The organism is Bacillus cereus group sp. RP43 (assembly GCF_040459645.1).
Lineage (GTDB): Bacteria > Bacillota > Bacilli > Bacillales > Bacillaceae_G > Bacillus_A > Bacillus_A mycoides_C.
In genome coordinates this window covers 779,587-804,919 of sequence record NZ_JARVHQ010000001.1, presented here as the reverse complement: position 1 = coordinate 804,919, position 25,333 = coordinate 779,587, and the positions used below count along the sequence as shown (strand labels likewise).

Here is a 25,333-nt window from a genome sequence, read left to right as displayed (position 1 = left end):
AGGAGTGGGTAATCCACTCCTTTTTTTCACGAAATGCCTTTATTCATAGGAATAAATCTTCTCTGTTTTTTCTCTACTCTTGCATGGATTTCAAAATCCTCATTTTTCAATTGATTGTTTAATCAAGTTTAAACTGTATTCTACTTAATTCTTTGAGCAATTGGATGGTCGTCTTTTAGTTGCAACAAATCCCATAAATTCCCGTATAAATCCTTGAATACTGCAACTATTCCATATTCTTGCTCTTTCGGCTCTCTCACAAATTCTATTCCTCTTGAAATCATTTCATTATAATCTCTCCAAAAATCGTCAGTATTTAAGAAAAGAAAAACTCTGCCGCCTGACTGGTTACCGATAAAGGAATCTTGCTCAGGTTTAGATGCTCTAGCCAGTAATATTGTGGTGCCGACTGAACCAGGAGGAGATACCACTACCCATCTTTTGTTTTGCTCTGGCTGATATATATCTTGGACTAATGTAAAATTTAGTTTCTTTGTATAGAATTCTATTGCCTCATCGTAGTCTTTTACTACTAATGCGATATGGACTATTGATTGAACCATTATTATCCCTCCTATTATTACTGAACAAGCAAATTATAGTATAACATTTCTTACTTTAATCTATCTGTTAGTTTAATAACACAGGCTCTTGTTTTTCTTCTTGGTTATATACTTCATTAGTTTTCATCTTATAACAATAAGTGAAAGACTTCATTCAGTAGCATGTAGTTATTAAAAAAGGCTATTCCTTTCTTACAGCGTTACAGAAACGACTTTATTTTCACTTTGATGAATGTAGTAATAAAGGTGGTAATAACAAGGTTGAATATAGTGATAAAAATAGGCGTATCAAACAAAGTGTTGATACACCTTAAAACTAGATTGTTACACAACATGCGCCGTCGTGTAGTATATCTTATATAGCTTTACTTACTTTAGAGTCAGTATTACATATTGGGCTTGGTGTTTTTCATTTCACATATTTCAATATAAATACAAGACAAACCACCACAACAATGACAACGGCAAGTACATAAGGTGGCAGGAATTTCAAAGACCATAGCGCCATCATGATCGTCGCAACCGTTAAGTATGTTTGCTTTGCATCTTCTGTCATTTTTTACGAAGTAAGAAAACATATAAATAACCGATTGGTGGCGTAATAAAGCAAAGAACATATATGATTTTGGATTTCAAATACCATTTTTGTTCTCCAAGTTTCTTTATATCTTCTTCTATTCTCTCATGCTCTTGCTCCCTCGCTTCTTCTACAAGCGGATCTTCCTCTTCTCCTCGCTTTTCTTTCATATAAGGAAGGAAGTGCATGAAAAAATAATAGGAAAATACCATTGCGCCAAATCCGATATTTAATCTTTCTAACGGGATATGCTCACTTAGATAGGCAGCAGCAATCACTAAAGAAAAATAATACGTCATCGTCCAAAATGAACGTTTTCTCTTTTTTCGTTCCATTTCTTTTCTATCTTGTACATATTTTCTTTTCGAAAGCCATAAAGAAATACAGCAATCTACTACAAATAGAGTAAAGATAAATATCGCAACATGCACTGTTTCTACATTCTCAAATGAAAATATTGATGGGAATGCCACATGTAGCACAATTAATGTGTACAAAATTAACCCGATGAAATAAATACGTCTCATCTTCCATTCCTTTCTTATTTCCTAACATTAGGTTAACATACATTTTTTAGAAATAGACGGACAAAATATATGTGTTTAGAAAAGGAGGATTTATATGGGAGATCATGAACGTATTATTTTAGATGTCAACGAGCAAGAGATTGAAATGTTAAATACAATATGCTCACATTTTAAAGAAAAACATGGCGTTGAACTAAGTCATGGTGCGCTGTTTCGAGATTTAATGGATATTGAGTATATTCGTATCACAGAAGATCGACATAAGTATGATTAATCAATGAAGCTTTAAGCCTAGAACATATTGTTCTAGGCTTAATTAAATCTACACGAAAAATGTTATAATTAGGAAAAAATAGGTACAGAGGATGCTCTACTATGAAATCTGAAAATATCTCAAAACATTTTCACACATTACATGTGCAAAGAAACCAGTTCCTACCTAAGCTTCATTCACTTTCACAAGAACAACTATGGTATAGGAAAGAGGACGGAAAATGGTCTATTGGGGAGCACTTTTATCACTTATATTTAATTACAAGGATGCTAAAAGTAGCGATTAAATTCTCTTTCACTCTTATCCCTTATGCCAAGCTAAGAAAAAACGCCCCATTTGCAACTGACATACATGACATTTATGCCGAATATAAAGAAAAACACGGCAGAGGCATGAAAGCCCCTTGGATTTTAATCCCTTCAAAAAAAGTCTATCACTCTATGAATGTAAACGAATTAGAAGAATTACTTTCACGTGAAACAGATGAAATAAAAAAACTAGTTCAAAATATAGAAGAAAATATCGCAGGACATATCGGATTTTTAGACCCCATTGCTCACTACCCTAACCTTATTCAATCTATTCAACTATTAGCAATACATGAGAAGCATCATTTTATGATTATGCAAAATAATTATGAAATGATAGATACGTACCTAAAAGTCTAAATACAAAAAGGTAAGGTACTTTTTAAAAAAGCACCTTACCTTCTATATCATACATCATTTAACTTCCAACAAACTCTCCAACTAACCCCTTCGCTTTCTCTAAAGCGTTTTGGATTTGTTCAAACCCTGTTCCGCCAGCACTATTACGGCGCTTTACAGCCGCATACGGTGAAAGAACTTCATATAAATCTTCTTCAAATAACGGACTCATTTCTTTATATGTTTCTAGTGGTACATCTAATAAATAAATTCCTTTTTGTGTGCAATGTAGAACTAACTTCCCAACAATTTCATGAGCTTGACGGAACGGCAGTCCCTTGCTTGCTAAATAGTCGGCAATTTCTGTTGCGTTAGAGAAGTCCTGCGTCACAGCTTGCCCCATTTTTTCTTTGTTTACAGTCATCGTTTCAATCATGCCTGCCATAATATGAAGGCATCCTTCTACTGTTTTCACTGTATCAAACATTCCTTCTTTATCTTCTTGCAAGTCTTTATTGTAAGCGAGTGGCAATCCTTTCATTACTGTAAGTAAGCTAAATAAATTGCCATATACTCTGCCTGTTTTTCCGCGAATAAGCTCAGCCATATCCGGATTTTTCTTTTGCGGCATAATACTGCTTCCTGTTGCGTATTGATCGCTCATTTCAATAAATTGAAATTCTTGGCTACTCCATAAAATAAGTTCTTCGCAAAAGCGTGATAAGTGCATCATGAGCATAGATGAGTTACTTAAAAACTCCAGTATGAAATCACGATCACTTACCGCATCTAAACTATTTTCATAGATTCCATTAAATCCAAGAAGCTCCGCACTATATTCTCTGTCAATCGGGAATGTTGTACCAGCTAGTGCTCCAGCTCCTAATGGCGAAATGTTAATACGCTTTAACGAATCTTCATGACGATTCACATCGCGCTCTAACATCCAAAAGTAAGCAAGAATATGATGCGCAAATGAAATCGGCTGTGCACGTTGCAAGTGCGTATAGCCAGGCATAATTGTTTCAATATTATTTTCCGCTTGATGAACAAGAACAGTTTGCAATTGTTTTGTAGCTTTTATAATATCTTCTACTTTTTCTTTTAAATACAAGTGCATATCTGTCGCTACTTGATCGTTACGGCTTCGGCCTGTATGAAGTTTCCCACCTACTTCGCCAATTTGTTCAATTAACATTTTTTCAATGTTTAAATGAATATCTTCTGCTTCTACTGAGAATTGGAGCTTATTCTCTTTCGCTTCTTTTAATAAATACTGAAGCCCCATCTTTATTTTCTCTGCTTCTTCTTTCGTAAGGATACCTTGCTTTGCTAGCATCGTTACGTGTGCAATACTCCCATTTATATCTTGATTGACTAATTGTTGATCAAAGGAGATGGATGCTCCAAATTCTTCAACCCATGCTTCCGCTTCTTCTGTAAAACGTCCGCCCCAAAGTTTGCTCACGCTTCCACCTTCTTTTGATTCACCTGGCTGTATACTTTCGTAGGTAAACCGAATAATGAAATAAATCCAACTGCTGCATCATGATTAAATTCATCCTGGGCAGTATACGTAGCTAATTTCTCATCGTATAAAGAGTACTCAGATTTACGTCCTTCTACAATCGCATGACCTTTAAATAATTTCACACGCACTGTACCTGTTACATTTTTTTGCGTTTCTTGTAAGAAAGCATTGAGTGCTTGTTTTAAAGGTGAGAACCATAAACCGTTATAAATTAATTCTGTTAGTTTTTGCTCAATCATCGGTTTGAAATGAGCGACCTCTTTCACAAGTGTTAAATCTTCAAGTTCTTTATGCGCTGTTATTAATGTCATTGCCGCTGGGCATTCGTACACTTCACGAGATTTAATACCGACAAGGCGATTTTCTACATGATCGATACGTCCAACGCCATGTTTTCCAGCAAGTGCATTTAACGTTTTAATTAATTCTGAAAGTGAATATGCAGTGCCGTTTAAAGTCGTCGGTACTCCTGCTTCAAATCCGATTTCTACAAACTCTGGTTTATTCGGTGTATCTTCTAATGCTAATGTCATCTCGTATGCTTCTTCTGGCGGCGCTGCCCATGGATCTTCTAAAATTCCACATTCGTTGCTGCGTCCCCATAAGTTTTGATCGATTGAAAACGGGCTATCTAAATTAATTGGAATCGGTATATCATTTTCTTTTGCATATGCAATTTCTTCTTCACGTGACCATTTCCATTCACGTACAGGCGCAATAACTTCTAAATATGGATTCAACGCTTGAATAGAAACTTCAAAACGAACTTGATCATTCCCTTTCCCTGTACATCCATGTGCAACTGCAGTTGCGCCTTCTTGTTCTGCAATTTCCACTAATTTTTTCGCAATAAGCGGACGAGATAATGCAGAGACAAGAGGATATTTCCCTTCGTATAACGTGTGAGCTTGCATCGCTATCAATGCATATTCATTCGCGAATTCTTCTTGAACATCAATCATATATGATTTAATTGCACCTACTGAAAGTGCTTTTTCTTTTACAAACGCTAAGTCTTTACCTTCCCCTAGATCTAAGCAAAGCGCGATAATATCATAATTCTTCTCTTGTAACCATTTAATTGCAACGGAAGTATCAAGACCTCCGGAATATGCTAATACAACTTTTTTCTTCTCCATTTTGCATCCCCCTAAAGAATAAATATTCATCTTTTCTTATAATAATCCAAACTTTATCACCTTTCATAAAATGAATCAAGGGGAATTTATAATTTTTTTCAAACAATTCCGTCGAACTTCTTTCTTTTTTTATGTAAAATAGAGGCAGGAAAATGGAGGGGTGTCTATGAAAAAATATTTTATATACAATGAGCATCTAGGAATTGAAGTGCCGAACATACAAGAAAAATGGGAAGACATCTCTGAACAAGCACAGCATTCTATTTTATTAAAATGGGAGCAAGTTCGCGGAAAAATACCTGATCGTATAAAGGAACTTGAGCACCATATTAACGCGAAACAAAACCACTTAAATAACGAAGAAGACTTCGAAATTTCTTGCAAGCTAAATTCAGAAATTGCCGATCTTGCTTCAATTATTAACGATCTTTGGCTTTGGTATCGTCTAACCCAAAATGTATCTAAGGGAAAAGCACATCAATGAAAAAAGCATGCCCTCATTTACTTTGGGTCATGCTTTTTTATCGTAACAAGCTTTGCAATATATTTCTTGCGCCGTTTTTGCTAAACATACATCAAACGGGCCTACTAATATACTTCTTTCTTTCGGCAACTTCACAAAAGCAACTAGCTCTTCTTCATATTCAATCTTTTTCTGACATGAAACGCATGTTAATTCTCTTCTTTTAAACATGTCTTTTAGCATATCTCCATTCTCCCCTTCATCTATCTATATTAATATACTCTCATAATAGTTAGAGCTTGTAAAAAAATGACACATTCCGAGCCAAATTATTCATATACTATGTACAAAAGGAGGCCTCAAAATTATGCGAGCTTTCATTATTATCGCTTTAACTTTTTTAAGTGTGATTAGCTGGGATGCATTTTTTAAAGATAAAAGTGATAAGAACAATACAATTGAATAAGAACTCTTCTTTTCTTACTTATTGGACAAACTTCTAAAAACTGTCCAATCCTGCAAAATCACTTAGGCTTTTCTACAAAAATATTTAAACATAACATTTTTTGTAGATTCCCTCCGGTTATTGTCGGTTTCCATCCGCATGTATTTTTTGAAAGTATGATATAATAATATAAATCTTGAAGGAAGGGATTTTGATATCATGATCGCTCGAAGGAGCATGTGGCATCGTATTGACGAATCATACACGTAGCGTATTTTTCAGCTCAGATACTTTAGTCTAGCGAAAAAAAATACGAGAGTGGGGAAATTATGATTGCCCGAAGGATAATTTGGCAAAAAAAAGACTCTTCTTACACATAGCGTTTTGTTTAGGACTTAATTGTTACTAGCTAAACAAAACAAAGAAGAGCAGGATTGCTAAATGAAGAATCCTACTCCACGTTTTGTTTAGTCGCTTTAAGACTTAAACTAAAACGAAGGTAGGGAGAATTGATGGACGAGAGGATTATTCGTTATTTCTTCAGCGACATATAGCGTAGTTAGTTTTACGTAAACTAACTGAAAGCTACATGTGAGCTCGTAGTTAGTTTACAACACCAAAAGGACTACTAACTACGGAAAGAAGGAATAACGATGAGGAACATCCAAAGTCGACAAATTATTAAAGAAGTTTTTATGGTTTTAATCGGTTCATTTATTTTAGCAGCAGCGCTATATCACATTCACTTCCAAAACCACTTAACAGAAGGTGGCTTTGTAGGTATTGCACTATTTATCCAAAATTTTTATGATATTTCACCATCTATTTCAACTGTAGTAATGGATATCCCTATTATTTTACTATGTGCTTCATTTTTAGGTAGAAAAATGGTTGGCTATTCATTCTTAGGTTCACTTGCATTCGGAGTATTTTATTCCCTTATGGAAAATTATTCTCCTTTTACGGTAGATTTATCAAATAATTTATTTGTAGCTGCAGTAGTTGGCGGTGCGTTAGCTGGTATTGGACTCGGTTTTATATTGCGATTTGGCGGTGCAACCGGTGGAGACGATATTTTAACAATTATATTAAGTAAACGAACTCGTTTTACAATTGGGCAAATTTTCTTCGTCTTTGACGCGATTGTTCTTGCGCTTTCATTATATTATTTAAATTGGACAGAAATTGCTTTTACTATTCTTTCGATTGCCGTACAGGCAAAAACATTGGATTTAATTTACTATCCAAAAACAGAAAAGAAAGCAGCAAAGCAACCCGTTTCTATTCCAATGTCAAAAAAACATGCGACAAACTAAAAAGCGAAAGGCTTCGGCCTCTCGCTTTTTTTCATGCTCTCTTTTCTTTCTCGATTATGTGGCGCACTTGATAAAATCTATTCGCAAATTCAGTAACATTTCTTGTTAAACGATAATTCACTGTAGATCCGATTGCCATTCCAATTACAGGGATGCCTTGGAATAATTTACGACGAAGAGCATAAATCGAAAATGTCTTCAAAATTTGTTTTAACACAACCTCAGTAGAAGCTGGCTTTAACACCTCTTCGTCTCCTTCATAAAAAAATGAATCTTCTTGCTCAAGTTCTCTCAGTAAATTGTACCATGCATATTGCTGAAGTCTCGCCGGCAATAATGCTGCATGGAATACCTTTAACGCAAGCATCATTTCATACGGCTTGTTCACATCATGCCCAAATGATGTCGCAATAAGTTGTACAGCCTTCACATTTAATGCAATCATAACCGGAAAATCAGCCGTTAATAATAATAGACCGCCAGCACCTGTTGCTCCGCCTTGTACGAATGAATATAGACGATGACGTGCTGTTTGCTGCTCTGCTATGTATGTTAATTGATCAATAGATAACGCCTTCAAATCTTCAAGTTGCTCAATTGATTCATCAAATAATCTCGACGTTCCTAAAATACGATTACGTGCATCTAACTGGGATTGTGAACTTTGAATAAGCGCATGCAAATGAAAGAGCCATCCATCTGCTTTCGTAAAAAAGTCTTTTCGTTTTTTCTCAGGTAGTTTTGCAACTGTAGTATGCAACCACTTATCAAACATCTTTTGAAAATCGGTCGCTTCTTGCTCTACTAATTGCCCTTCCCACTCTTTTATATTTTCTAAAATGGCTTGTTCTCGCTTCGATCGCATCGCAACAACCACCTCGTTCGATTTTTTTCTATTGTATCATATTTACAAATATGCTTGTACATCGCATGTTCTTTATTTACAACCTAAGTCCAAACATCTATCCGAATACATATGTAATCAATTTCTACTTAGCTACATTATAATCACCCTTATACAAAACAAATAAGGAGTGATTATACATATGTATCCACGTGCAAAAGCTTTTGGCATTGCTATACATCAAGAGCGACTTCTCGTACAAGAATATCGTACAGGCGACGAAACATATTATCGTCCTCTTGGCGGTTCAATTGAACTTGGTGAGAAATCAGCAGATACCATTATTCGAGAATTTAAAGAAGAGCTTCATACAGAAATAGAAGTTACCAATTATTTAGGTTGCTTAGAAAACATCTTTCATCTAGATGGGGAAATTGGTCATGAGATTATTCAACTATATTCTTTGCGTTTATTAGACACATCACTATATGAAATGGAATTACTGAATATAAAGGATGAACAAACAGCGTCTTATGCAAAATGGGTTCCCATTACTGCATTCATTCAGAAGGAAAAATTATTATATCCAGGTGGAATTTTAAAATATATCAAAAAGAAAAAAGACGAAATCCTATAGGATCTCGTCTTTCTTTTCATATATTAACCAATATCTCCAAGACGTAGTACGTCACGAGCGATCATAACTTCTTCGTCAGTTGGAATTACGATAATTTTCACTGGAGAGTGTGGGAAGCTGATGAATGCTTCTTCACCGAATACGTTATTGCGTTTTGCGTCGAAGTATACGCCCATGTACTCAAGGCCTTCTAATACGCGCTCACGAATAATTGCACTGTTTTCACCTACACCAGCTGTAAAGATGATAGCGTCAACGCCCTTCATACGAGCTGTGTAAGAACCGATGTATTTATGGATACGGCTTACGAACACGTCAAGTGCTACTTTCGCACGGTGGTCGCCTTCTTCTTCTTTCGCAATGATGTCACGTAGGTCACTAGAGTAACCAGTAAGACCTAACATACCACTCTTCTTGTTTAATACGTTAACTACTTCTTCTACTGTTTGGCCTGTTTTTTCCATGATGTATGGAATTAACGCAGGGTCAAGGTTACCAGAACGTGTACCCATTGTTACACCAGCAAGTGGCGTGAAGCCCATAGAAGTATCGATAGATTTACCGCCTTCTACTGCTGCGATACTTGCACCGTTACCTAAGTGACAAGAAAGTAGGCTTAAGCTTTCAATTGGACGACCTAATAATTCAGCCGCACGCTCAGTTACGTATTTATGAGAAGTTCCGTGGAAACCGTATTTACGGATGCCAAATTTCTCATAGTACTCATATGGTAAGCTGTATAGGAATGCAGATTCCGGCATTGTTTGGTGGAATGCTGTATCGAATACTGCTACTGCTGGTACGTTTGGTAGTACTTCTTGGAATGCTTTAATACCAACAAGGTTTGCTGGGTTGTGAAGTGGTGCTAAATCGCTTAATTCTTCGATATCAGCTAATACTTCAGCATCAATTAAAACAGAATCAGCAAATTTTTCGCCGCCGTGTACAACACGGTGACCGATACCGCCAATCTCATCAAGAGATTTTACGATTCCGTTTTCAGTTAATTTCTTAAGAAGCATGTTAACTGCTACTGCATGATCTGGGATGTTTGTAATTTCTTTTTGTTTTTCGCCATCTACAGTAATTGTGAAGATACTATCTTCTAAACCGATACGTTCTACTAAACCTTTTGTTAATACTGTTTCACTTGGCATTTCAAATAATTGGAACTTTAAGGAAGAGCTTCCTGCGTTAATCGCGATGATTTTTGACATCTAGTCTTTCGCCCCTTTTTCTCTTGGTAGTTGTGTGGATCATTCCACAAACCGCTCGATTTTATCTAATTAAATTCACTTATTATGAAAACGTTTCATCATCAGTAAATTTTATACTCACGATTTTAATTTAAACATCGTCCGACATATATTTCAAGTGAAAAAATTGTAACACCAAGAAAAAAAATATATTACAGATTTCAAAAAAATTCAGTTAAATCTTGTATATATTAAAAAATATTACATATCATATACAACTGTACTACATTAATTACTTACCCTGTTACATATATATCGTATTATTTATGTGTTGCAAACCAAGTATTCAATTGATCCATAATGTTCTCCATAGCCTTCATGTTAGAGAATTTAGGTAATTCCACTAGTAGTGCCTGTTTTGGCATTGTTACATCCTGGCCTTTCTTTTGGAGAACAAATATACTTTTTGCATTTTTCTCGTTTTTAAACATGGAAACAGGTAGCTGTAACAATCCTTGAATAAAGCATGTCTCTTTAATAAATGCATGTAGCTTTGGCGCTTGATCACTTTCAAAAATGAAGTTTGGTACTAAGAAGAATAAATACCCGCCTTCTTTCGTATGTTTCACACTTTGTTCAATAAATAAGTGATGTGCATATGACATTCCTTCATCTGCTTTTAACTTATATTCACTCGCACCGATTTCATTTGGGTAGTAACCAATTGGTAAGTCTGAAATGACTGCATCAACTGGATCGATATAAAGTGGTGCTAGTCCATCTTGATGGAAGAATTCGATTGCATGCTTTTGTAAATTCGCATTTACTAAAGCAAGTTTAATTAGCACTTCATCCACTTCTACACCAAATCCACTCATTGCTAGTTCTTCTTTGGCGCTATTAAACACTGTAGTCATTAAGTTACCCGTTCCAATTGCAGGGTCTAAAACTGTAATTTCTTTTTGCCCTTGCATAAATTTATGGAATAAGTAGCTCATGAACATTCCAACTGCATCTGGCGTCATTTCATGATTCGCTTGCACGCCTTCTTTCATTCCTTTTAAAATGGCTAGCTGAAATGCTTTACGAATTTCTTCCCCTTTATATGTTTCTTCATTAAACGTACTATATTCACGATTCAACCTTTCAATTGTTGATTCGGATAATTCCTCTTGTAAAATCGCTCCTTCAAACAAGTTATCACCTGTTTCTACAAGCGCCTCTAAAAATGTTACATCTAATTCTTTACGTAAAACTACCGTAGAAGAATCAAAAATAGAAAATAATGTTTCTACTGCCTGACTCACGTACATTCCTCCTTCTCTCTTTTACACATAACTTATATCATACCACAAAGTGATTTTTTCCAAAAAGAAAAAGCGACCTCTTTTTAAGAGCTCCCCTTCAAGTTGTTTATGATGTAACGCCTTTTCTCATATATTGGTTCAGTTAACAATACATGAGAAAAAACGACCTCTTCTAAAGTGAAACTTTAATGAGAGGTCGTCTTCATTTACATTACTTCGCTAATTTAGCTGCTTCTAATGCTGCTTCATAGTTTGGATGGCTTGTGCCTTCGCTTACGTATTCTACGTAAACTACTTTGTCATTGCTATCTACTACGAATACCGCACGAGCAAGTAAACGAAGTTCTTTCATTACTAAGCCATAAGCTTCACCGAATGAAAGGTCACGGTGATCAGAAAGTGTCGCAACGTTTTCTAAACCGTTAGCTGCACACCAACGTTTTTGAGCGAATGGTAAATCAGCGCTAATTGTTAATACTTTCGTATTTTCAATACCTGCTGCATCTTCGTTAAAACGACGAGTTTGTGCATCACACACACCTGTGTCGATTGAAGGTACAACACTAATTAATTTCACTTCACCTTTGTATGTTTCTAAACTTACTGGAGATAAGTCATTTGCTAATACTTGGAAGTTAGGCGCTTGATCGCCAACTTTAACTTCTGTTCCAACTAAAGTCATTGGGTTACCTTTAAAAGTTACATTTGCCACTTAAAAATCCTCCCTTATTTAAACAAAATATGTACAATGTAAATCATAGTTTGTCCCCATCGATAATGCAAATAAAATCGCTTTATTTACAAAAAAATAAAGAAGCTAATTCATTGATTAGCTTCTTTACTCGTTAAATTTGAAATTCCGGATCATCTTCTTTTCGTTTATCCATCATTTCTTTCACTTTATCAACAGCTTGTGGCGCTAATTCAATTATTTTGTCAATGACATGTGTTTGTTTATCTAAATGTAAAACTTTCACACCATCTCCATTTATAACGAGAAAGGCAACAGGATTAATGGAAACTCCACCACCGCTACCTCCTCCAAAAGGATGACGACCAGAATGTTCTACTTTTCCAAATTCACTTCCACCAGCAGCAAATCCAAAACTTACTTTCGAAACGGTAAGAATTACACTTCCATCTGCCGCTTTAATTGGATCACCAACTATTGTATTTACATCAGTCATTTGTTTTAAGTGCTGCATTGCTGTTGTCATTAAACCTTGAATTGGATGGTCCATTCTATATCCCCCCTATGCTTGAATAGATTTATCTGTCATACCAGACTTTTGCTTTCTCATAAACATGAGTAATTTTACCGCTGTTTTCACAGTACGAAATATATGAAAGGAAGCTGTTAATTCACATCTGGATGCAAATCCCTTCCCTTGAAAAACAGGTGTAATTTCAAATTCTGGTACGTCGACAATATGCATATATTGTCCTACAACTCCAGCAGCCATTCCTTTTGTCCCCCATGCATATCCAGTGACAATTCCAGTACTAGCCGCGTCGCCTGCTCCAATTTGTGAATGCCATTTCCAACTATTGATTTTCACTCTTTTGAGAAAATCTTTAACAATAGTATGAACTTCTTGAAGCTTTTTTATCAGTTCTCCAATGCTATCAAGTTGTGCCATAATTTTATTATCTACTCCGCCATCTGCCTCAGCTTTTTCGATTTTCTGCCCCGTCTTTTTCTGCTGTTTTTCAATTCTTTCCAATACATCAAACGTATATCGAATCATCCATATTTTCACTTGAAATAAACATTGCTTTTCCATTTCTGAATATAAAAACGTCACCTTAAGCGATATTTTCGATAATAGTATTAGCAAAATAAAAAGTAGAAGAATTATCATTCCAATTACGAGCCATTTCATTCGTACCATCCTTTCACTCCATACCCATTATCGACAAGTTTATTCAACATTAAACAATCTTTGATAAAATTGAATATAAAAATTTTTCTAAAAATAAAAAGGGATTTTGACATTTCATATCGAAATATACTATTTGAGCATATCATTCAGAATACCCATTGATGGTATGCAGCACTAAAACTAGAAAATTTAACTGCAGTGGAGGGATACATAATGGCAGATCGTCGCAATTTATTTTTCTTTTATGGTGATGACAAAGTAACGCTCGTTGAAAAAATGAAACCAGTATATCGTATTTTAGAGGAAAATGGATTTACCATATTAGATCATCCAAAAAATGCAAACGCTATCGTCAGCGTTGGAGATGATGGAACTTTCTTACAAGCCGTTCGTAAAACTGGTTTTAGAGAAGATTGCTTATACGCAGGTATTTCTACGAAAGATGAAATTTCTTTCTACTGCGATTTCCATATCGATCACGTTGATACAGCCCTTCAAGAAATTACAAAAAACGAAATTGAAGTGCGAAAATATCCAACAATTAAAGTAGATGTAGATCACGGTACATCTTTCCATTGTTTAAATGAATTTTCATTACGCTCTAGCATCATTAAAACATTTGTCGTAGATGTACACGTCGACAATTTACATTTTGAAACATTTAGAGGTGATGGATTAGTTATCTCCACACCAACAGGCAGTACCGCTTACAATAAATCATTACATGGTGCAGTTGTCGATCCACTTATCCCATGTTTCCAAGTAAGCGAACTAGCATCTTTAAATAACAACACATACCGTACACTCGGGTCACCGTTCCTTTTAAATCACGAGCGTACGTTAACTTTAACACTTAAACCTGATGGCAATGATTATCCTGTTATCGGAATGGATAACGAAGCACTTAGCATTAAACAAGTGGAAAAAGCCGTTGTTCGTTTAAGTGATAAACAAATTAAAACTGTTAAATTAAAAAATAATTCCTTCTGGGAAAAAGTACAGAGAACGTTTTTATAGTAATCAAATAACCCTCGAATTATGGGATTTCCATAATTCGAGGGTTATTTATTTACCCCGATTGGTGTGGGCAGCCATCTCTTACTATGCAATCGCCATTATTGTCAGCTTTTGTCGGTAAGTCGATATATTTTAATAATCGCTGATATATTTTCAAGCGTCTTTTCTATAAACAATCTCCCCATCAATGACGGTCATTTCGGCCTGTACTTCTTTTATTTCTTCCGCCTCAATTTCAAAAACATTGCGGTCTAATATCGTAAAGTCTGCTTCATATCCTTTTGTAATTTGTCCTCGCTTTGCTTCTTTTCCAATTGCATACGCACTTCCTGTTGTAAATAAAGAAACAGCCTCATATACCGTTAATCTTTCTTCTGGCATATAACATACACCATCAAGAAAACTTCTACGTGTAACAGCACTATATATACCTAAAAACGGATTCACTTGTTCAATTGGAGCATCAGATCCACCATTGCAATGTAACCCTGCGTCCAGCAATGTCTTCCAAGCGTATGCGTAACGAAGACGATGCTTTCCTAGTTTTTCAATCACTGACGGAAAATCCGATGAAACAAAGACCGGCTGAATATCGATAATAGCTGGCAAGTGTTTCATTCTTTCAATCAACTCTTCACGAGCAAGCTGGCAATGAATAATACGGTCACGTAATCCTTCTGCCGGTGGATATAATTCAAGCGCATCAATGACATATTCTAGTGATAAGTCACCGATTGTATGAATCGCAACTGGCATATGTAAATCACGTGCTTTCTTCACTAACCCTGCAAGCTCTTCACGTGAGAAAATCGCAACTCCATTCGTTTCCTGCGCATCTTCATACGGCTCACTCAATAAAGCTGTTCTTCCGCCAAAAGAACCGTCAGAAAAAATCTTCATCGCCCCAAATTCAATATAGTGCTCATCTTCATATTCTTTTCGCTCATTCGCTACTTCATGATGAACGAGCAAATGTGCTTTAAATGGCATTTCTTTTATAACGTGTGAAAACGCATTGTAAGTTTTTTGAAAGCCGCCATAATAATTTAAATCTTCCGTATGTCCACCAACTAACCCGTATTGCCAGCAGTCTGAAATCGCTGTTTGCAACGCTCTTTGCAAATACGCTCCATCTATTTCAGGTTGAACATGTTTAATTAACTCTTGTCCTTGTTCATATAAAAGCCCTGTTAATTTATTTAATGAGTCCCGGCCAATTTTCCCGCCTTTCGGATCTTGCGCCGCTTCTGTTATTTTCGCTTGTTCCAATATGTATGAATTCACCCATGTCACGTGACGACAAACGCGCTTTAATAAAATCGGATGCTCTTTAGAGATTTCATCTAAATCACGTACATGAACTTGTTTTGTATCTGTAAAATTATTTTCATTCCATCCTTCTCCGATAATCCAAGAGCCTTTTGGCGCTTCTTCTACTCGCTTCTGAACAAGGGTAAGCACTTCGCTATAAGATTTGCAATTTGATAGATCTAGACGAAGTAATCTCTCCCCATGCCCAATAAGATGCATATGGCTATCAACGAGACCTGGAATCATTGTTTTTCCTTCTAAGTCATACAACTCCTCCGCAGAATATCGTTTTTCTAACTCTTCCTTATCCCCTAATTCAACAATGACACCATTTTCAACGTAAACAGCTTCCACTTTTTCGTTTTCTTTTCGCATTGTATAAATACTTCCGCCATGCCAAATTTCTCCCATATATTCATCCCCTTTTTCCTTTAGTCTACGAAATTTAAGCGTATAAAAAAAGCACCATTTCGATTAAAAATGGTGCTTTTCCAAAAATTAATTTTGTTCAGTAGGATTCGTTGTAATTTGCCATTCAATGCTAAATTTATCTTTTACTTGTCCGTATGCTGGGCTCCAGAAAGTTTCTTGAAGTGGCATAATAACTTCTCCACCCTCTTGTAACTTATCGAATACTTCTCTCGCCTTTTCTGCATTACTAATTTGAATTGCGATTGTTACTTGAGATCCAATTACATGCCCTTGACCTGGGAATGTATCAGAAATCATAAGCTCCGTATTACCAACTTTTAAAGTAGCATGTGCAACGCGCTCTTTCGCTTCAGCTGGAATCGGGTATTCTGGATTTTCAGGCATATCACCAAAAGTTTGCATTACTTCTACTTTTGCATCTAACGCCTCTTTATAAAACTGTACAGCTTCTTGCCCACTACCATCTAAAACTAAGTACGGATTAATACCTAAAATCATACGGACACCTCTTTTTTCAATTTATAAAAATCGAACTTATGTTCGTTTTTTATAATATCATACATGTAACATTTCATTCAACTATTTACTTCACTATTTTCAAAATTATTTTGAAGGTAGTTCCATCTCTTGTTTTCTAAGTTCAATACGGCGAATTTTTCCAGAAATCGTTTTTGGTAGTTCATCTACAAATTCAATTTTGCGAGGGTATTTATATGGTGCAGTCAGTTCTTTGACGTGTTGTTGGAGCACTGGAATTAATGTTTCTTCGTTCTTTTCTATATTCTCTCTTAATACGATAAATGCCTTCACAACACTTCCGCGAATTTCATCTGGACTTGCGACAACCGCACATTCTCTTACGTATGGGTGTTTTACAAGTGCATCTTCTACTTCAAACGGCCCGATTGTATAACCAGAGCTAATAATGATATCATCTCCGCGGCCTTCAAACCAGAAATAGCCGTCTTCATCTTTTTTCGCCTTATCACCCGTAATATAATAATCACCACGGAATTGCATCGCTGTGCGCTCATCATCTTTATAATATTGCTTAAAGAGGGCTGGTGTTTCAATGTGAACTGCAATATCACCAACTTCTCCTACCTGTACCGGAATACCTTCTTCATTTACGATATCAACATGGTTTCCTGGCGTTGGTTTTCCCATTGATCCTGGTCTAATATCCATCCCTTTCATTATCCCAACGAGCAATGTGTTTTCCGTTTGCCCATAACCGTCTCTTACCGTAATATCAAAATGCCTTTGGAACGTTTCAATGACTTCTCTGTTTAACGGCTCACCAGCTGATACAGCGCTATGTAACGCTTCTAAATTATACTCATTTAAGTTTTCTACCTTTGCCATTAATCTATACTCAGTCGGCGTACAACAAAGCACATTCACCTTATTATCGCCTAATAAACTCAAATACGTTTTCGGTTCAAATTTACCATGGTATACAAATCCAGTTGCACCTGAACCGAGAGTCGCTACAAACGGGCTCCAAATCCACTTTTGCCAGCCAGGACTAGCTGTTGCCCATACAACATCATTCTCTTCAATTCCGAGCCAATTTGGGGCACTCGTACGTAAATGAGCGTATGCCCACGCATGCGTATGAACGACACCTTTCGGATTTCCTGTCGTCCCTGACGTATAAGATAAAAAGACCATATCTTCTTTATCTGTCTTCGCCATTTCTAACATGTCACTTTCTGTTTCTAATGCTGTTTTTAAATTCGTCCAACCATCTACTGAACGCTCGCTCAAGACGAATTTTTGAAGAGATTCCACCGCTTCTACGCCGTCAAATTGTCCAATATACGGTTCGTAACTTACGATAGCTTTTACTTCTCCGTGCCCAATACGATACTCAATATCTTTTTTACGCAACATTTCTGAGCTTGGAATAACGACAAATCCTGCTTTAATCGCAGCAATATACGTCATGTAAGCTTCAATTAAGCGCGGCATCATAATAAGGAGCTTGTCCCCTTTTTGTAAGCCACTTTTTATAAAAGCGTTTCCAATTCTATTCGCACCTTGCATTAATTCAAAATATGTAATCTCTCGTCTATTCCCTTTATCATCTTGCCAAATTAAAGCAAGCTTCTCTTTATCATTCGTATATTTCTCTATTTCCGAAACTAAGTTATAAGACGGCGGCGCCAACAATTCCTCTCTCTTCATAAACATCCTCCTTTATTTCTATGCCTCTCTTATATAATAAAGAATTTTCAGTAAATTTTGAACCCTCTTCTTTTGACAATTTTTTTATATTTATGTCGAACCGTTGAATAAATTTATATCGATTTATCGATAAATAATGACAAAAAAAGAAAGAGCGGGAGAACCCGCTCTTTCTAAGCCATCGTATATGGGATTATTTTTGGTAACCGCCTAATTGTTGCTCAGCTAGTGAAACTAGACGTTTAGTAATTTCGCCACCAACAGATCCGTTAGCGCGAGATGTTGCATCAGCTCCAAGTTGAACACCAAACTCTTGAGCGATTTCGTATTTCATTTGATCTAATGCTGCTTGAGCACCAGATACTGCTAATTTATTTGTGCTTGCCATGTTGTATCACCTCCTTGTGAGTATAGAGTGTGATAAACAACATGACTTCATGCACATTTGAATGTGGTAATTTATGGGTTTAGAAAAGTTCTTCGAATTTTTCTTCTTCAGCCACTACTTCTACTGTTTGTAATACCATTGTTTCTTTGTTCGCTACAGCCTCTTCAATTAACGGCGCAAAATCGTACTTCGCTTCAAAACGATTTGCTTTCTCACGCTTCGGTTTCGTCGATGGACTTGCTGGTGTAAATACTGTACAGCAGTCTTCATATGGACGAATTGAAATATCATACGTTCCAATTTCATTTGCAATTTTAATAATTTCTAATTTATCCATCGTAATAAGCGGACGAATAACAGGATAGTTTGTCACTTCGTTAATTGTATGCATACTATCTAACGTTTGGCTCGCTACTTGTCCAAGACTTTCACCAGTCGTAATTGCAAGTGCATTACGCTCCTCTGCAATACGCTCTGTAATACGCATCATCATACGACGCATAACTGTCATAGAATAGCTAGATGGAATTTCTTTATTAATCGTTTTTTGCACTTCAGTAAATGGAACAAGGTGAAGTGTTACACGTTTACAGTATTTCGTTAACTCTTGTGCTAAATCGATTACTTTTTGTTTTGCACGCTCACTTGTGAAAGGTGGACTATGGAAGTGAACTGCTTCCACAGATACACCGCGTTTCATCGTTAAGTACGTTGCTACCGGGCTATCGATACCACCAGAAAGAAGTACCATTACTTTTCCGCCAACGCCAACTGGTAAACCGCCAGCTCCCATGTGCTCACCACACATAATATAGCTGTAACCACTGCGAATTTCTATACGTACATTCACATCTGGATTATGAACATCTACTGTGATATCCTCTGTATTTTCTAAAATGTGCCCACCGATTTCTGGAAGTAACTCCATCGTCTTCATTGGGAAGCGCTTATCAGAACGGTGCACTGTAATTTTAAATGTCTTCACATCACCTTTTACTTGTAAGAAAGCTGCTAATGCACCTTTTTTAATATCTTCTAATTCTGATGGTACTTTCATTGCTAAGTTAAACTTATGAATACCAAATACATCTTTCAATCTTTCAGAAATTGCTTCATGGTCTTCACCATTTAACTGAATGTACATACGATCATGTGTTGCATCAATTTTAATGTTTGGGAATTTTTTCAATTTGAATTTCACATTATCTTTTAACGTACTTACAAACTTAGAACGGTTCTTTCCTTTTGTCGTCATCTCTCCATAACGAACTAAAATATATTCATATGTCATCATATTTCTTTACCTCATCACTTCATATAATTTTGGCATTGTCTCTTTAACAATACCTTCAAATTGTTTTACTTCTTCCATCGTGTTGTCTGGTGCTAAACTAATGCGAATCGCACTTGTAGCTGCGGCGTGCGGTACTCCCATTGACACTAGTACTCGGCTCACTTCATTTGCTTTTGAAGAACAAGCAGACTTCGTCGATACATATACACCATGCTCTTCTAAAGCATGAACGACTACTTCTGGTTTTAAACCGACGAATGATACATTTAAAATGTGCGGTGCCGCATATTCAAGTGATGTATTAATCGTTACAGCTTCCATCTCTTTAAAGAAACGGACCAGCTCTGTTTGTAAATTTTGCAAATGAACTACCTTTTCTTTCACTTGTTCCATCGTCATACGAAGTGCTTTCACCATCGCTACAATACCAGGTAAATTTTCTGTACCTGAACGATACTTGAGCTCTTGTTGACCACCTGATAAGATTGGATCTAATCTTACACCATCACGTACGTAAAGAAGACCTGTCCCCTTTACGCTATGAAATTTATGTCCAGATATTGAACAAAGGTCAATATGAGAAGCGTATAAATCAAGTGGTACTTTTCCTATCCCTTGTACATGGTCCACGTGGAATCTTATTTTCGGATAGTTCGATAATAATGTTCCAATTTCAGTAACAGGCTGAATCGCTCCAGTCTCGTTGTTCACGTGAATAATTGACACAAGAATCGTATCTTCACGAAGTGCTCGTTTTACATCTTCTACCGATACAACACCGTGCTCGTTAACCGGTAAATATGTTACATCAAAACCGAGATCTTCTAATTGTTTATATGCCTCAAACACAGACGCGTGTTCAATATTTGTTGTAATGATATGTTTGCCGCGCGAACGATTCCTCATCGCTATCCCTTTAATCGCAAGGTTATTCCCTTCCGTTCCACCTGATGTGAAAATAATTTCAGAAGGTTTAACGTGAAGGAGCTGTGCCGCAATCGTTCTCGATTGTGTTAATAGACGCTCTGCCTCTCCTCCAAGCGAGTGAATAGAAGAAGGGTTACCAAAATATTTCCCCGCAACCGTTACATACGATTGAAGAGCTTCTGGATATGGCTTCGTCGTCGCACTATTATCAAAATAGATCATCGTTCTTCCCCTTTCAGCGCTATCACATCATATAATCATATCACAAATACGTGTAATTACGCTAAGACTACTCAAAGGTTCCGTTTTTATATAAAAGTGTACATTTTCCCCCGCCATTTGCAGGTATGCTGAGTGGTGAAGATTAATAATCAGTGGTGGATAAAACCCCATCACTTATGGTTTCACTTTATTTTGAAACGAACAACCTTACTGTATTCCGCTATTCATTATAGCAACATCGCCTTCAAAATTACACAAAAAAACAAACCCTTTATTAAAGGGTTTGCTCATTGTCTACATATTCAGCTATTTTTTGAACAACACCGGGTTCAAGTTGCTCTAATATAGAAGCCGCTTGTTCTAAAGCTGCATCGTATTGATATTCACGGAATAATTTCTCCGCATAATTTAAGCTTTCTGCAAGATTCTCATCATGACTGCGGTATCGGTTACCGTATTGAATTAGTTTTTCAACTAAATACGCTTGTCCAATCAATTCTTCCGTCATTTCAGATACACCATTCACAACTGTGTATGCTTCTTCTAAACTGCTATTTACAGTATTCATATTTAACGGCTTTACTTCTAATTGCTCATATACAGCTTGCATCGCCATTTGCCCTTTTTGTAAATCTTCCATAATACTCTCTGGAAGACCTGGTAAATTCGACTTTTGCATAAAACGTTTCGTCTCAAAAATTGTATTTCGCATTTCTTGTAACTTCTCACGTGCTTCAAATTCTTCTTTGCGCATCGTTTGCAGCATTTCTTTATATTCTGCATGAAGTACTTTTAAAGTTTCACATTGTTCATAAACCTCTTCTAGTTCCTCACGAATAATAGAGAATGCAATATCTTGTTCAGCAACGCGTATTTGTAGCACTTCAAAACGTTTCATTAAAATGTGCATTTGCTTTTCAATTACTTTTTGTGACTCAATGTCTTTGTCTTGTAATTGATAACTTTGTTTCACAAGTTGTGTTTCTATTTTCGTTTCAATTGTTTCTGTACGAATTTCTTCTAAATCTTCATAAACAGACAGTGTTTTTTGCTCCACATAATGTTTCGCATGCACTTCTTGTTCAAGTTGATCATAAAAACTGTCTAAACGAGTTTTTAAGTTCTCTACTTTTTCTGCTGCTTCCGTTATATGAAGCTCCTGTATATCCATTAAACATGTGTGTAGTTGCGTTGTCATATCGCGGACTTCTTTAGGAATTTCCAAATACTCTAATACATAGCCTTGTCTTATCATATCATCATGGCCTTGTAATAAATCTTCCAGCTGAACTGGTAATGTCGCTTGACACTCTACCAATAAATCTGGAATTTGATGAATAACGATTTCTAAACCTGCTAAACCTTCTTCTAAACTAATAACAATTTCTCTCGCTTTTAAATAATCACCATTATCTGTTGCCTCTTCAAAAGTTTTGAACTTCTCGGATTCAACATCTAACATCTCTTCAATTTTTTGCTCAGCTACTCCATACATGTGTCGATGAGCAAGAACGCTCTTTTTCATACTACGATATGTATCACGTAACCCTTCAATTTCCGAGCTATTTTTCTCATGGCTTTCTAACAGTTGCTGTAATTCATTTAAAATGTCTGTAATACGATTATCAGCGTCATCTAAACCACTTATGGATTCTTTCATCGCATGCTTTGCTTTGCGGAAGGAGAATTGCGAGGCGAATTTTCGCGCTTGCCCTAAATCTTTTTCTGCTTTCGGAAGAGTTGTTGATACAATTTCATCCCACTCTTCACGCCATTTACCAAACAATTCTTCTGTTTGACCTGTCATATTTAAATCTTTTACCCGCTTTAGTTCATCTGCCACAGGTTTATCTTTTATCTCTTGTTTCCACTGCTCCAGTGCTTCAATATCTTTATATGAACGATTTCTTATCACAAGCTCTATCATGAGCAGCACTAGAATAGAGCTTACTACAATGATAACGATCGTCAGGATAGAATCCATGCAAAAAAGCCTCCTAGTTATATCTCTTTTTTTGTCCGTTCCGTTTATGAAATGGAAGGCATTATGTATAAAAAGGGAATTCCCCTATATTTAACAACTAACAATGTTCTAATCATACCATGTAATGACGTGTTTTTGACCTAGTTTTTTTTAAAATTTCATGTTTCTTTAAATGTAAATGCAATCTTTCTTAATATTCCGCTTATTTTATTCTCCGTCCTCAAATGAATGCAATAAAGTGAAACTTTAATCAGAGGTGGGTGTCTATCCCCTCTAATTATTAGCCCTCACCAATCGGGCTTTTACGGGCAGTTAATGCAGGATAAAGAGCTCTCTTTCATATGAGAGACGAAATAAATCTTTCGCATTAATGGTGGTTCTACAGAAATCGCACGCACGTTACCTTGTATTACGGCTTGCTGTACAGCGGTTTCCGGAAGCAATGTTATACCAAGTCCAGCTCCTACCATCGCAATCATCGGTTCTGCATAAGATGTTTCAACTGCAATTATTGGCTTCGCACCCATACATTGAAACACATGCATAATCATTTTCCTTACATCGCATATTTCTGGGTATACAATTAGCTTTTCATTTTGCAACTCTTCCATTTGGATTACCCGTTTCGCTCTATACGGATGATCATTCGAAACAGCACAAACGATTTTTTCTTCCCGCATTTCTTTTATATAGGTAGCACCTTCTACTACTGAATCGATGAACATCGCTTCAATTTTTCGCTCTTTAAATAACTCCATTAATACTTTCGTATGCTCAATTTGCCATTCTATTTCATATGTATCCTCTAATAAGTCTTTACACTTTGATATGTAATGAGCCGCTAAACTCGGTAATATACCTATTGAAATTTTCCGCTTCTCTTGATATTCCTTCATTTCCGTTTTCACTGCATTTATTTGCTCCAAAATCGGTAACATGCTTTTTATAAATAACTCTCCAGCTTTTGTTAATTCTACCCCTTGAGCGGAACGTTTTAATAAAGTGACCTCTAAGTCAGCTTCTAATCTTTGAATTTGTTTACTAAGCGCTGGTTGTGAAATATGTAAAAGCTTACTCGCTTTTGATAAACTTCGCGTATGCTTTACTTCAATAAACGATCGTACTGCCTCCAAATCCATCCTACACACCTCTAACCAAAAGTTATAACCGCCATAAAAAATCGATATTTCCTTCTACAAAGAATTACTCTTTATACTTATTTCATCAACTTACTATAACGAAATAGAAAGGAGAATGATACTCTTGGACAAAAAACAAATGTTACTCGGATCTCTTCTATGCTTACTCGCTGTAACAGCTTGGGGATTTATGTTTCCTGTGATGGCAAATGCCTTGCAATTTATAGATCCATTCTTCTTCACAACTATCCGATACGGATCAGCAGCTATTATTTTCCTTATTCTGCTCTTAATTATCGAAGGGAAAAATTCTCTCCGCTTAGAAAAAAGAACACTTTCTTTATTGTTTTACGGAACATTCGGTTTCGCTGGGTATGGATTTCTCATTTTCTACGGACAACAACTTGCCGGACCTTCCGGAGCAATTCATGCCGCTATGATTCAGTCTCTTATGCCACTTATCGCTCTGTTATTACAATGGATAACAAAAAATCTCCGGCCAGGGTACTACACATTTCTCTGTATGTTCGTTGCATTACTCGGTGTTATGCTTGTCATTTCAAAAGGAAATATTGACTTATTATTCGGAGCTGCAAGTCACGTATCAACGAATATATTTATGTTATGCGGCGTTACTTGCTGGGTAATTTACACGAATGGCGGTGCTAATTTCAAGTCTTGGTCACCACTTAGATACACAACATTAACTTGTTTATTCGGTTCTATTTCACTCGTTATAACCGTTACTGCATTAACAATCACGAATATAATTTCTGTACCGTCACTGCATACAGTTATGAGCGTTCGTTTTGAACTCTTTTATATGTCGATTGTTGCTGGCGTTATCGCTGTATTTTGCTGGAACACAGGAAATCGGTATATTTCATCTATTAACGGCATATTATTTATGAATTTAGTTCCTGTACTTGCACTTATCGGTTCTATGTTTCAAGGTTATACTGTCGATAACATAGAAATTGTCGGCGCCTCATTAACGATTATTGCACTATTATGCAACAATTTATGGCAAAGAAAACAACATATAAAAATCCCCACCTCAGTTCGTTAGGTGGGGATTTT

General features: G+C 36.3%; 25 protein-coding genes and 1 pseudogene. 7 read left to right on the top strand and 19 right to left on the bottom strand.

Going from position 1 to position 25,333, the window contains the following annotated elements; genetic code table 11:
* Nucleotides 1–140: 140 nt before the first annotated feature.
* The gene (locus QCI75_RS04180; protein WP_000250789.1) at nt 141–563 is read right to left on the bottom strand and encodes a VOC family protein; all 423 of its coding nucleotides are present in this window, start codon (nt 561–563) and stop codon (nt 141–143) included.
* Between the two features lie 409 nt (nt 564–972).
* Nucleotides 973–1,667 (bottom strand): annotated as a pseudogene (locus tag QCI75_RS04175) (hypothetical protein).
* A 94-nt stretch (nt 1,668–1,761) separates the two neighbouring features.
* On the opposite strand from QCI75_RS04175, the gene QCI75_RS04170 reads away from it, so the two are divergent.
* Together QCI75_RS04170 and QCI75_RS04165 are read left to right on the top strand one after the other, a co-directional pair.
* Complete coding sequence (locus tag QCI75_RS04170; RefSeq protein ID WP_070145106.1) at nt 1,762–1,941, top strand: ProA domain protein; 180 nt, start codon at nt 1,762–1,764, stop codon at nt 1,939–1,941.
* Nucleotides 1,942–2,042: 101 nt separating this feature from the next.
* A complete protein-coding gene (locus QCI75_RS04165) occupies nt 2,043–2,609 on the top strand; it encodes a DinB family protein (protein ID WP_353759999.1) in 567 nt (188 codons plus the stop codon).
* Between the two features lie 58 nt (nt 2,610–2,667).
* On the opposite strand, the gene argH is transcribed toward QCI75_RS04165, so the two are convergent.
* Both argH and QCI75_RS04155 read right to left on the bottom strand, forming a co-directional pair.
* Nucleotides 2,668–4,056, bottom strand: a complete 1,389-nt coding sequence (gene argH, locus QCI75_RS04160; protein ID WP_353759998.1) for an argininosuccinate lyase — start codon at nt 4,054–4,056, stop codon at nt 2,668–2,670.
* Entirely contained in the window at nt 4,053–5,258 is a 1,206-nt protein-coding gene (locus QCI75_RS04155; protein WP_131232605.1) for an argininosuccinate synthase, read from the bottom strand. The genes argH and QCI75_RS04155 overlap by 4 nt, the downstream gene beginning before the upstream one ends.
* A gap of 166 nt (nt 5,259–5,424) precedes the next feature.
* Here QCI75_RS04155 and QCI75_RS04150 point away from each other — a divergent pair, with 166 nt between their 5' ends.
* Nucleotides 5,425–5,742 (top strand): radical SAM protein, encoded by a 318-nt coding sequence (locus tag QCI75_RS04150; RefSeq protein WP_353759997.1) that lies wholly within the window; start codon nt 5,425–5,427, stop codon nt 5,740–5,742.
* A gap of 27 nt (nt 5,743–5,769) precedes the next feature.
* Here QCI75_RS04150 and QCI75_RS04145 read toward each other — a convergent pair whose 3' ends face one another.
* Nucleotides 5,770–5,964 carry a hypothetical protein gene (locus QCI75_RS04145; protein WP_144507334.1) on the bottom strand — a complete coding sequence of 65 codons (195 nt, stop codon included), beginning with the start codon at nt 5,962–5,964 and terminating at the stop codon, nt 5,770–5,772.
* 855 nt (nt 5,965–6,819) lie between these two features.
* Between QCI75_RS04145 and QCI75_RS04140 the strand changes: the two genes are divergently transcribed.
* A complete protein-coding gene (locus QCI75_RS04140) occupies nt 6,820–7,482 on the top strand; it encodes a YitT family protein (RefSeq protein WP_144507335.1) in 663 nt (220 codons plus the stop codon).
* A 31-nt stretch (nt 7,483–7,513) separates the two neighbouring features.
* Here the strand turns inward: QCI75_RS04140 and QCI75_RS04135 are convergent, their stop codons facing one another.
* A complete protein-coding gene (locus QCI75_RS04135; RefSeq protein WP_353759996.1) occupies nt 7,514–8,347 on the bottom strand; it encodes an EcsC family protein in 834 nt (277 codons plus the stop codon).
* A 181-nt stretch (nt 8,348–8,528) separates the two neighbouring features.
* On the opposite strand from QCI75_RS04135, the gene QCI75_RS04130 reads away from it, so the two are divergent.
* Complete coding sequence (locus QCI75_RS04130) at nt 8,529–8,963, top strand: NUDIX hydrolase (RefSeq protein ID WP_353759995.1); 435 nt, start codon at nt 8,529–8,531, stop codon at nt 8,961–8,963.
* A 23-nt stretch (nt 8,964–8,986) separates the two neighbouring features.
* Here QCI75_RS04130 and ackA read toward each other — a convergent pair whose 3' ends face one another.
* The 5 genes from ackA to QCI75_RS04105 all read right to left on the bottom strand — a co-directional run bounded on the left by ackA (nt 8,987) and on the right by QCI75_RS04105 (nt 13,358).
* Nucleotides 8,987–10,180 (bottom strand): acetate kinase, encoded by a 1,194-nt coding sequence (gene ackA / locus QCI75_RS04125; protein WP_144507337.1) that lies wholly within the window; start codon nt 10,178–10,180, stop codon nt 8,987–8,989.
* Nucleotides 10,181–10,479: 299 nt separating this feature from the next.
* A complete protein-coding gene (locus QCI75_RS04120) occupies nt 10,480–11,466 on the bottom strand; it encodes a class I SAM-dependent methyltransferase (protein ID WP_144507338.1) in 987 nt (328 codons plus the stop codon).
* 211 nt (nt 11,467–11,677) lie between these two features.
* Nucleotides 11,678–12,178 (bottom strand): thiol peroxidase, encoded by a 501-nt coding sequence (tpx, locus tag QCI75_RS04115; RefSeq protein WP_105586836.1) that lies wholly within the window; start codon nt 12,176–12,178, stop codon nt 11,678–11,680.
* Nucleotides 12,179–12,311: 133 nt separating this feature from the next.
* Nucleotides 12,312–12,707 (bottom strand): GerW family sporulation protein, encoded by a 396-nt coding sequence (gene ytfJ / locus QCI75_RS04110; RefSeq protein ID WP_000350003.1) that lies wholly within the window; start codon nt 12,705–12,707, stop codon nt 12,312–12,314.
* A gap of 12 nt (nt 12,708–12,719) precedes the next feature.
* Nucleotides 12,720–13,358: a DUF2953 domain-containing protein gene (locus QCI75_RS04105; protein WP_144507339.1), complete on the bottom strand. Its 639-nt coding sequence runs from the start codon at nt 13,356–13,358 to the stop codon at nt 12,720–12,722.
* Between the two features lie 204 nt (nt 13,359–13,562).
* Here QCI75_RS04105 and QCI75_RS04100 point away from each other — a divergent pair, with 204 nt between their 5' ends.
* On the top strand, nt 13,563–14,366 hold the full coding sequence (locus tag QCI75_RS04100) for an NAD kinase (protein WP_144507340.1): 804 nt from the start codon (nt 13,563–13,565) through the stop codon (nt 14,364–14,366).
* A 153-nt stretch (nt 14,367–14,519) separates the two neighbouring features.
* On the opposite strand, the gene QCI75_RS04095 is transcribed toward QCI75_RS04100, so the two are convergent.
* From QCI75_RS04095 to QCI75_RS04060, 8 genes are all read right to left on the bottom strand, one after another.
* Entirely contained in the window at nt 14,520–16,088 is a 1,569-nt protein-coding gene (locus QCI75_RS04095) for an amidohydrolase (RefSeq protein WP_353759994.1), read from the bottom strand.
* Nucleotides 16,089–16,175: 87 nt separating this feature from the next.
* Nucleotides 16,176–16,607 (bottom strand): VOC family protein, encoded by a 432-nt coding sequence (locus tag QCI75_RS04090; protein WP_353759993.1) that lies wholly within the window; start codon nt 16,605–16,607, stop codon nt 16,176–16,178.
* Between the two features lie 105 nt (nt 16,608–16,712).
* A complete protein-coding gene (mbcS, locus tag QCI75_RS04085; RefSeq protein ID WP_097833079.1) occupies nt 16,713–18,299 on the bottom strand; it encodes an acyl-CoA synthetase MbcS in 1,587 nt (528 codons plus the stop codon).
* A gap of 193 nt (nt 18,300–18,492) precedes the next feature.
* Nucleotides 18,493–18,687, bottom strand: a complete 195-nt coding sequence (locus QCI75_RS04080) for an alpha/beta-type small acid-soluble spore protein (RefSeq protein ID WP_000168891.1) — start codon at nt 18,685–18,687, stop codon at nt 18,493–18,495.
* Nucleotides 18,688–18,766: 79 nt separating this feature from the next.
* On the bottom strand, nt 18,767–19,981 hold the full coding sequence (gene thiI, locus QCI75_RS04075; RefSeq protein ID WP_000989278.1) for a tRNA uracil 4-sulfurtransferase ThiI: 1,215 nt from the start codon (nt 19,979–19,981) through the stop codon (nt 18,767–18,769).
* Between the two features lie 6 nt (nt 19,982–19,987).
* Entirely contained in the window at nt 19,988–21,130 is a 1,143-nt protein-coding gene (locus QCI75_RS04070; RefSeq protein ID WP_070145119.1) for a cysteine desulfurase family protein, read from the bottom strand.
* 274 nt (nt 21,131–21,404) lie between these two features.
* Nucleotides 21,405–23,114, bottom strand: a complete 1,710-nt coding sequence (gene ezrA / locus QCI75_RS04065) for a septation ring formation regulator EzrA (RefSeq protein WP_144507343.1) — start codon at nt 23,112–23,114, stop codon at nt 21,405–21,407.
* Nucleotides 23,115–23,416: 302 nt separating this feature from the next.
* The gene (locus QCI75_RS04060; protein WP_353759992.1) at nt 23,417–24,253 is read right to left on the bottom strand and encodes a LysR family transcriptional regulator; all 837 of its coding nucleotides are present in this window, start codon (nt 24,251–24,253) and stop codon (nt 23,417–23,419) included.
* Between the two features lie 124 nt (nt 24,254–24,377).
* On the opposite strand from QCI75_RS04060, the gene QCI75_RS04055 reads away from it, so the two are divergent.
* Nucleotides 24,378–25,322, top strand: a complete 945-nt coding sequence (locus tag QCI75_RS04055; RefSeq protein ID WP_353759991.1) for a DMT family transporter — start codon at nt 24,378–24,380, stop codon at nt 25,320–25,322.
* The last annotated feature ends 11 nt before the right edge of the window (nt 25,323–25,333 follow it).

Bases quoted from the DNA above. Each gene is read 5' to 3' on its own strand.
- QCI75_RS04100 (WP_144507340.1), top strand. From the start codon at position 13,563: ATGGCAGATCGTCGCAATTTATTTTTCTTTTATGGTGATGACAAAGTA.
- thiI (WP_000989278.1), bottom strand. From the start codon at position 19,981: ATGATGACATATGAATATATTTTAGTTCGTTATGGAGAGATGACGACA.
- QCI75_RS04135 (WP_353759996.1), bottom strand. From the start codon at position 8,347: ATGCGATCGAAGCGAGAACAAGCCATTTTAGAAAATATAAAAGAGTGG.
- QCI75_RS04060 (WP_353759992.1), bottom strand. From the start codon at position 24,253: ATGGATTTGGAGGCAGTACGATCGTTTATTGAAGTAAAGCATACGCGA.
- ackA (WP_144507337.1), bottom strand. From the start codon at position 10,180: ATGTCAAAAATCATCGCGATTAACGCAGGAAGCTCTTCCTTAAAGTTC.
- QCI75_RS04180 (WP_000250789.1), bottom strand. From the start codon at position 563: ATGGTTCAATCAATAGTCCATATCGCATTAGTAGTAAAAGACTACGAT.
- mbcS (WP_097833079.1), bottom strand. From the start codon at position 18,299: ATGAAGAGAGAGGAATTGTTGGCGCCGCCGTCTTATAACTTAGTTTCG.
- QCI75_RS04095 (WP_353759994.1), bottom strand. From the start codon at position 16,088: ATGGGAGAAATTTGGCATGGCGGAAGTATTTATACAATGCGAAAAGAA.
- QCI75_RS04165 (WP_353759999.1), top strand. From the start codon at position 2,043: ATGAAATCTGAAAATATCTCAAAACATTTTCACACATTACATGTGCAA.
- QCI75_RS04170 (WP_070145106.1), top strand. From the start codon at position 1,762: ATGGGAGATCATGAACGTATTATTTTAGATGTCAACGAGCAAGAGATT.
- QCI75_RS04150 (WP_353759997.1), top strand. From the start codon at position 5,425: ATGAAAAAATATTTTATATACAATGAGCATCTAGGAATTGAAGTGCCG.
- QCI75_RS04070 (WP_070145119.1), bottom strand. From the start codon at position 21,130: ATGATCTATTTTGATAATAGTGCGACGACGAAGCCATATCCAGAAGCT.
- QCI75_RS04145 (WP_144507334.1), bottom strand. From the start codon at position 5,964: ATGCTAAAAGACATGTTTAAAAGAAGAGAATTAACATGCGTTTCATGT.
- QCI75_RS04080 (WP_000168891.1), bottom strand. From the start codon at position 18,687: ATGGCAAGCACAAATAAATTAGCAGTATCTGGTGCTCAAGCAGCATTA.
- ytfJ (WP_000350003.1), bottom strand. From the start codon at position 12,707: ATGGACCATCCAATTCAAGGTTTAATGACAACAGCAATGCAGCACTTA.
- QCI75_RS04105 (WP_144507339.1), bottom strand. From the start codon at position 13,358: ATGGTACGAATGAAATGGCTCGTAATTGGAATGATAATTCTTCTACTT.
- QCI75_RS04155 (WP_131232605.1), bottom strand. From the start codon at position 5,258: ATGGAGAAGAAAAAAGTTGTATTAGCATATTCCGGAGGTCTTGATACT.
- QCI75_RS04130 (WP_353759995.1), top strand. From the start codon at position 8,529: ATGTATCCACGTGCAAAAGCTTTTGGCATTGCTATACATCAAGAGCGA.
- QCI75_RS04090 (WP_353759993.1), bottom strand. From the start codon at position 16,607: ATGATTTTAGGTATTAATCCGTACTTAGTTTTAGATGGTAGTGGGCAA.
- QCI75_RS04140 (WP_144507335.1), top strand. From the start codon at position 6,820: ATGAGGAACATCCAAAGTCGACAAATTATTAAAGAAGTTTTTATGGTT.
- ezrA (WP_144507343.1), bottom strand. From the start codon at position 23,114: ATGGATTCTATCCTGACGATCGTTATCATTGTAGTAAGCTCTATTCTA.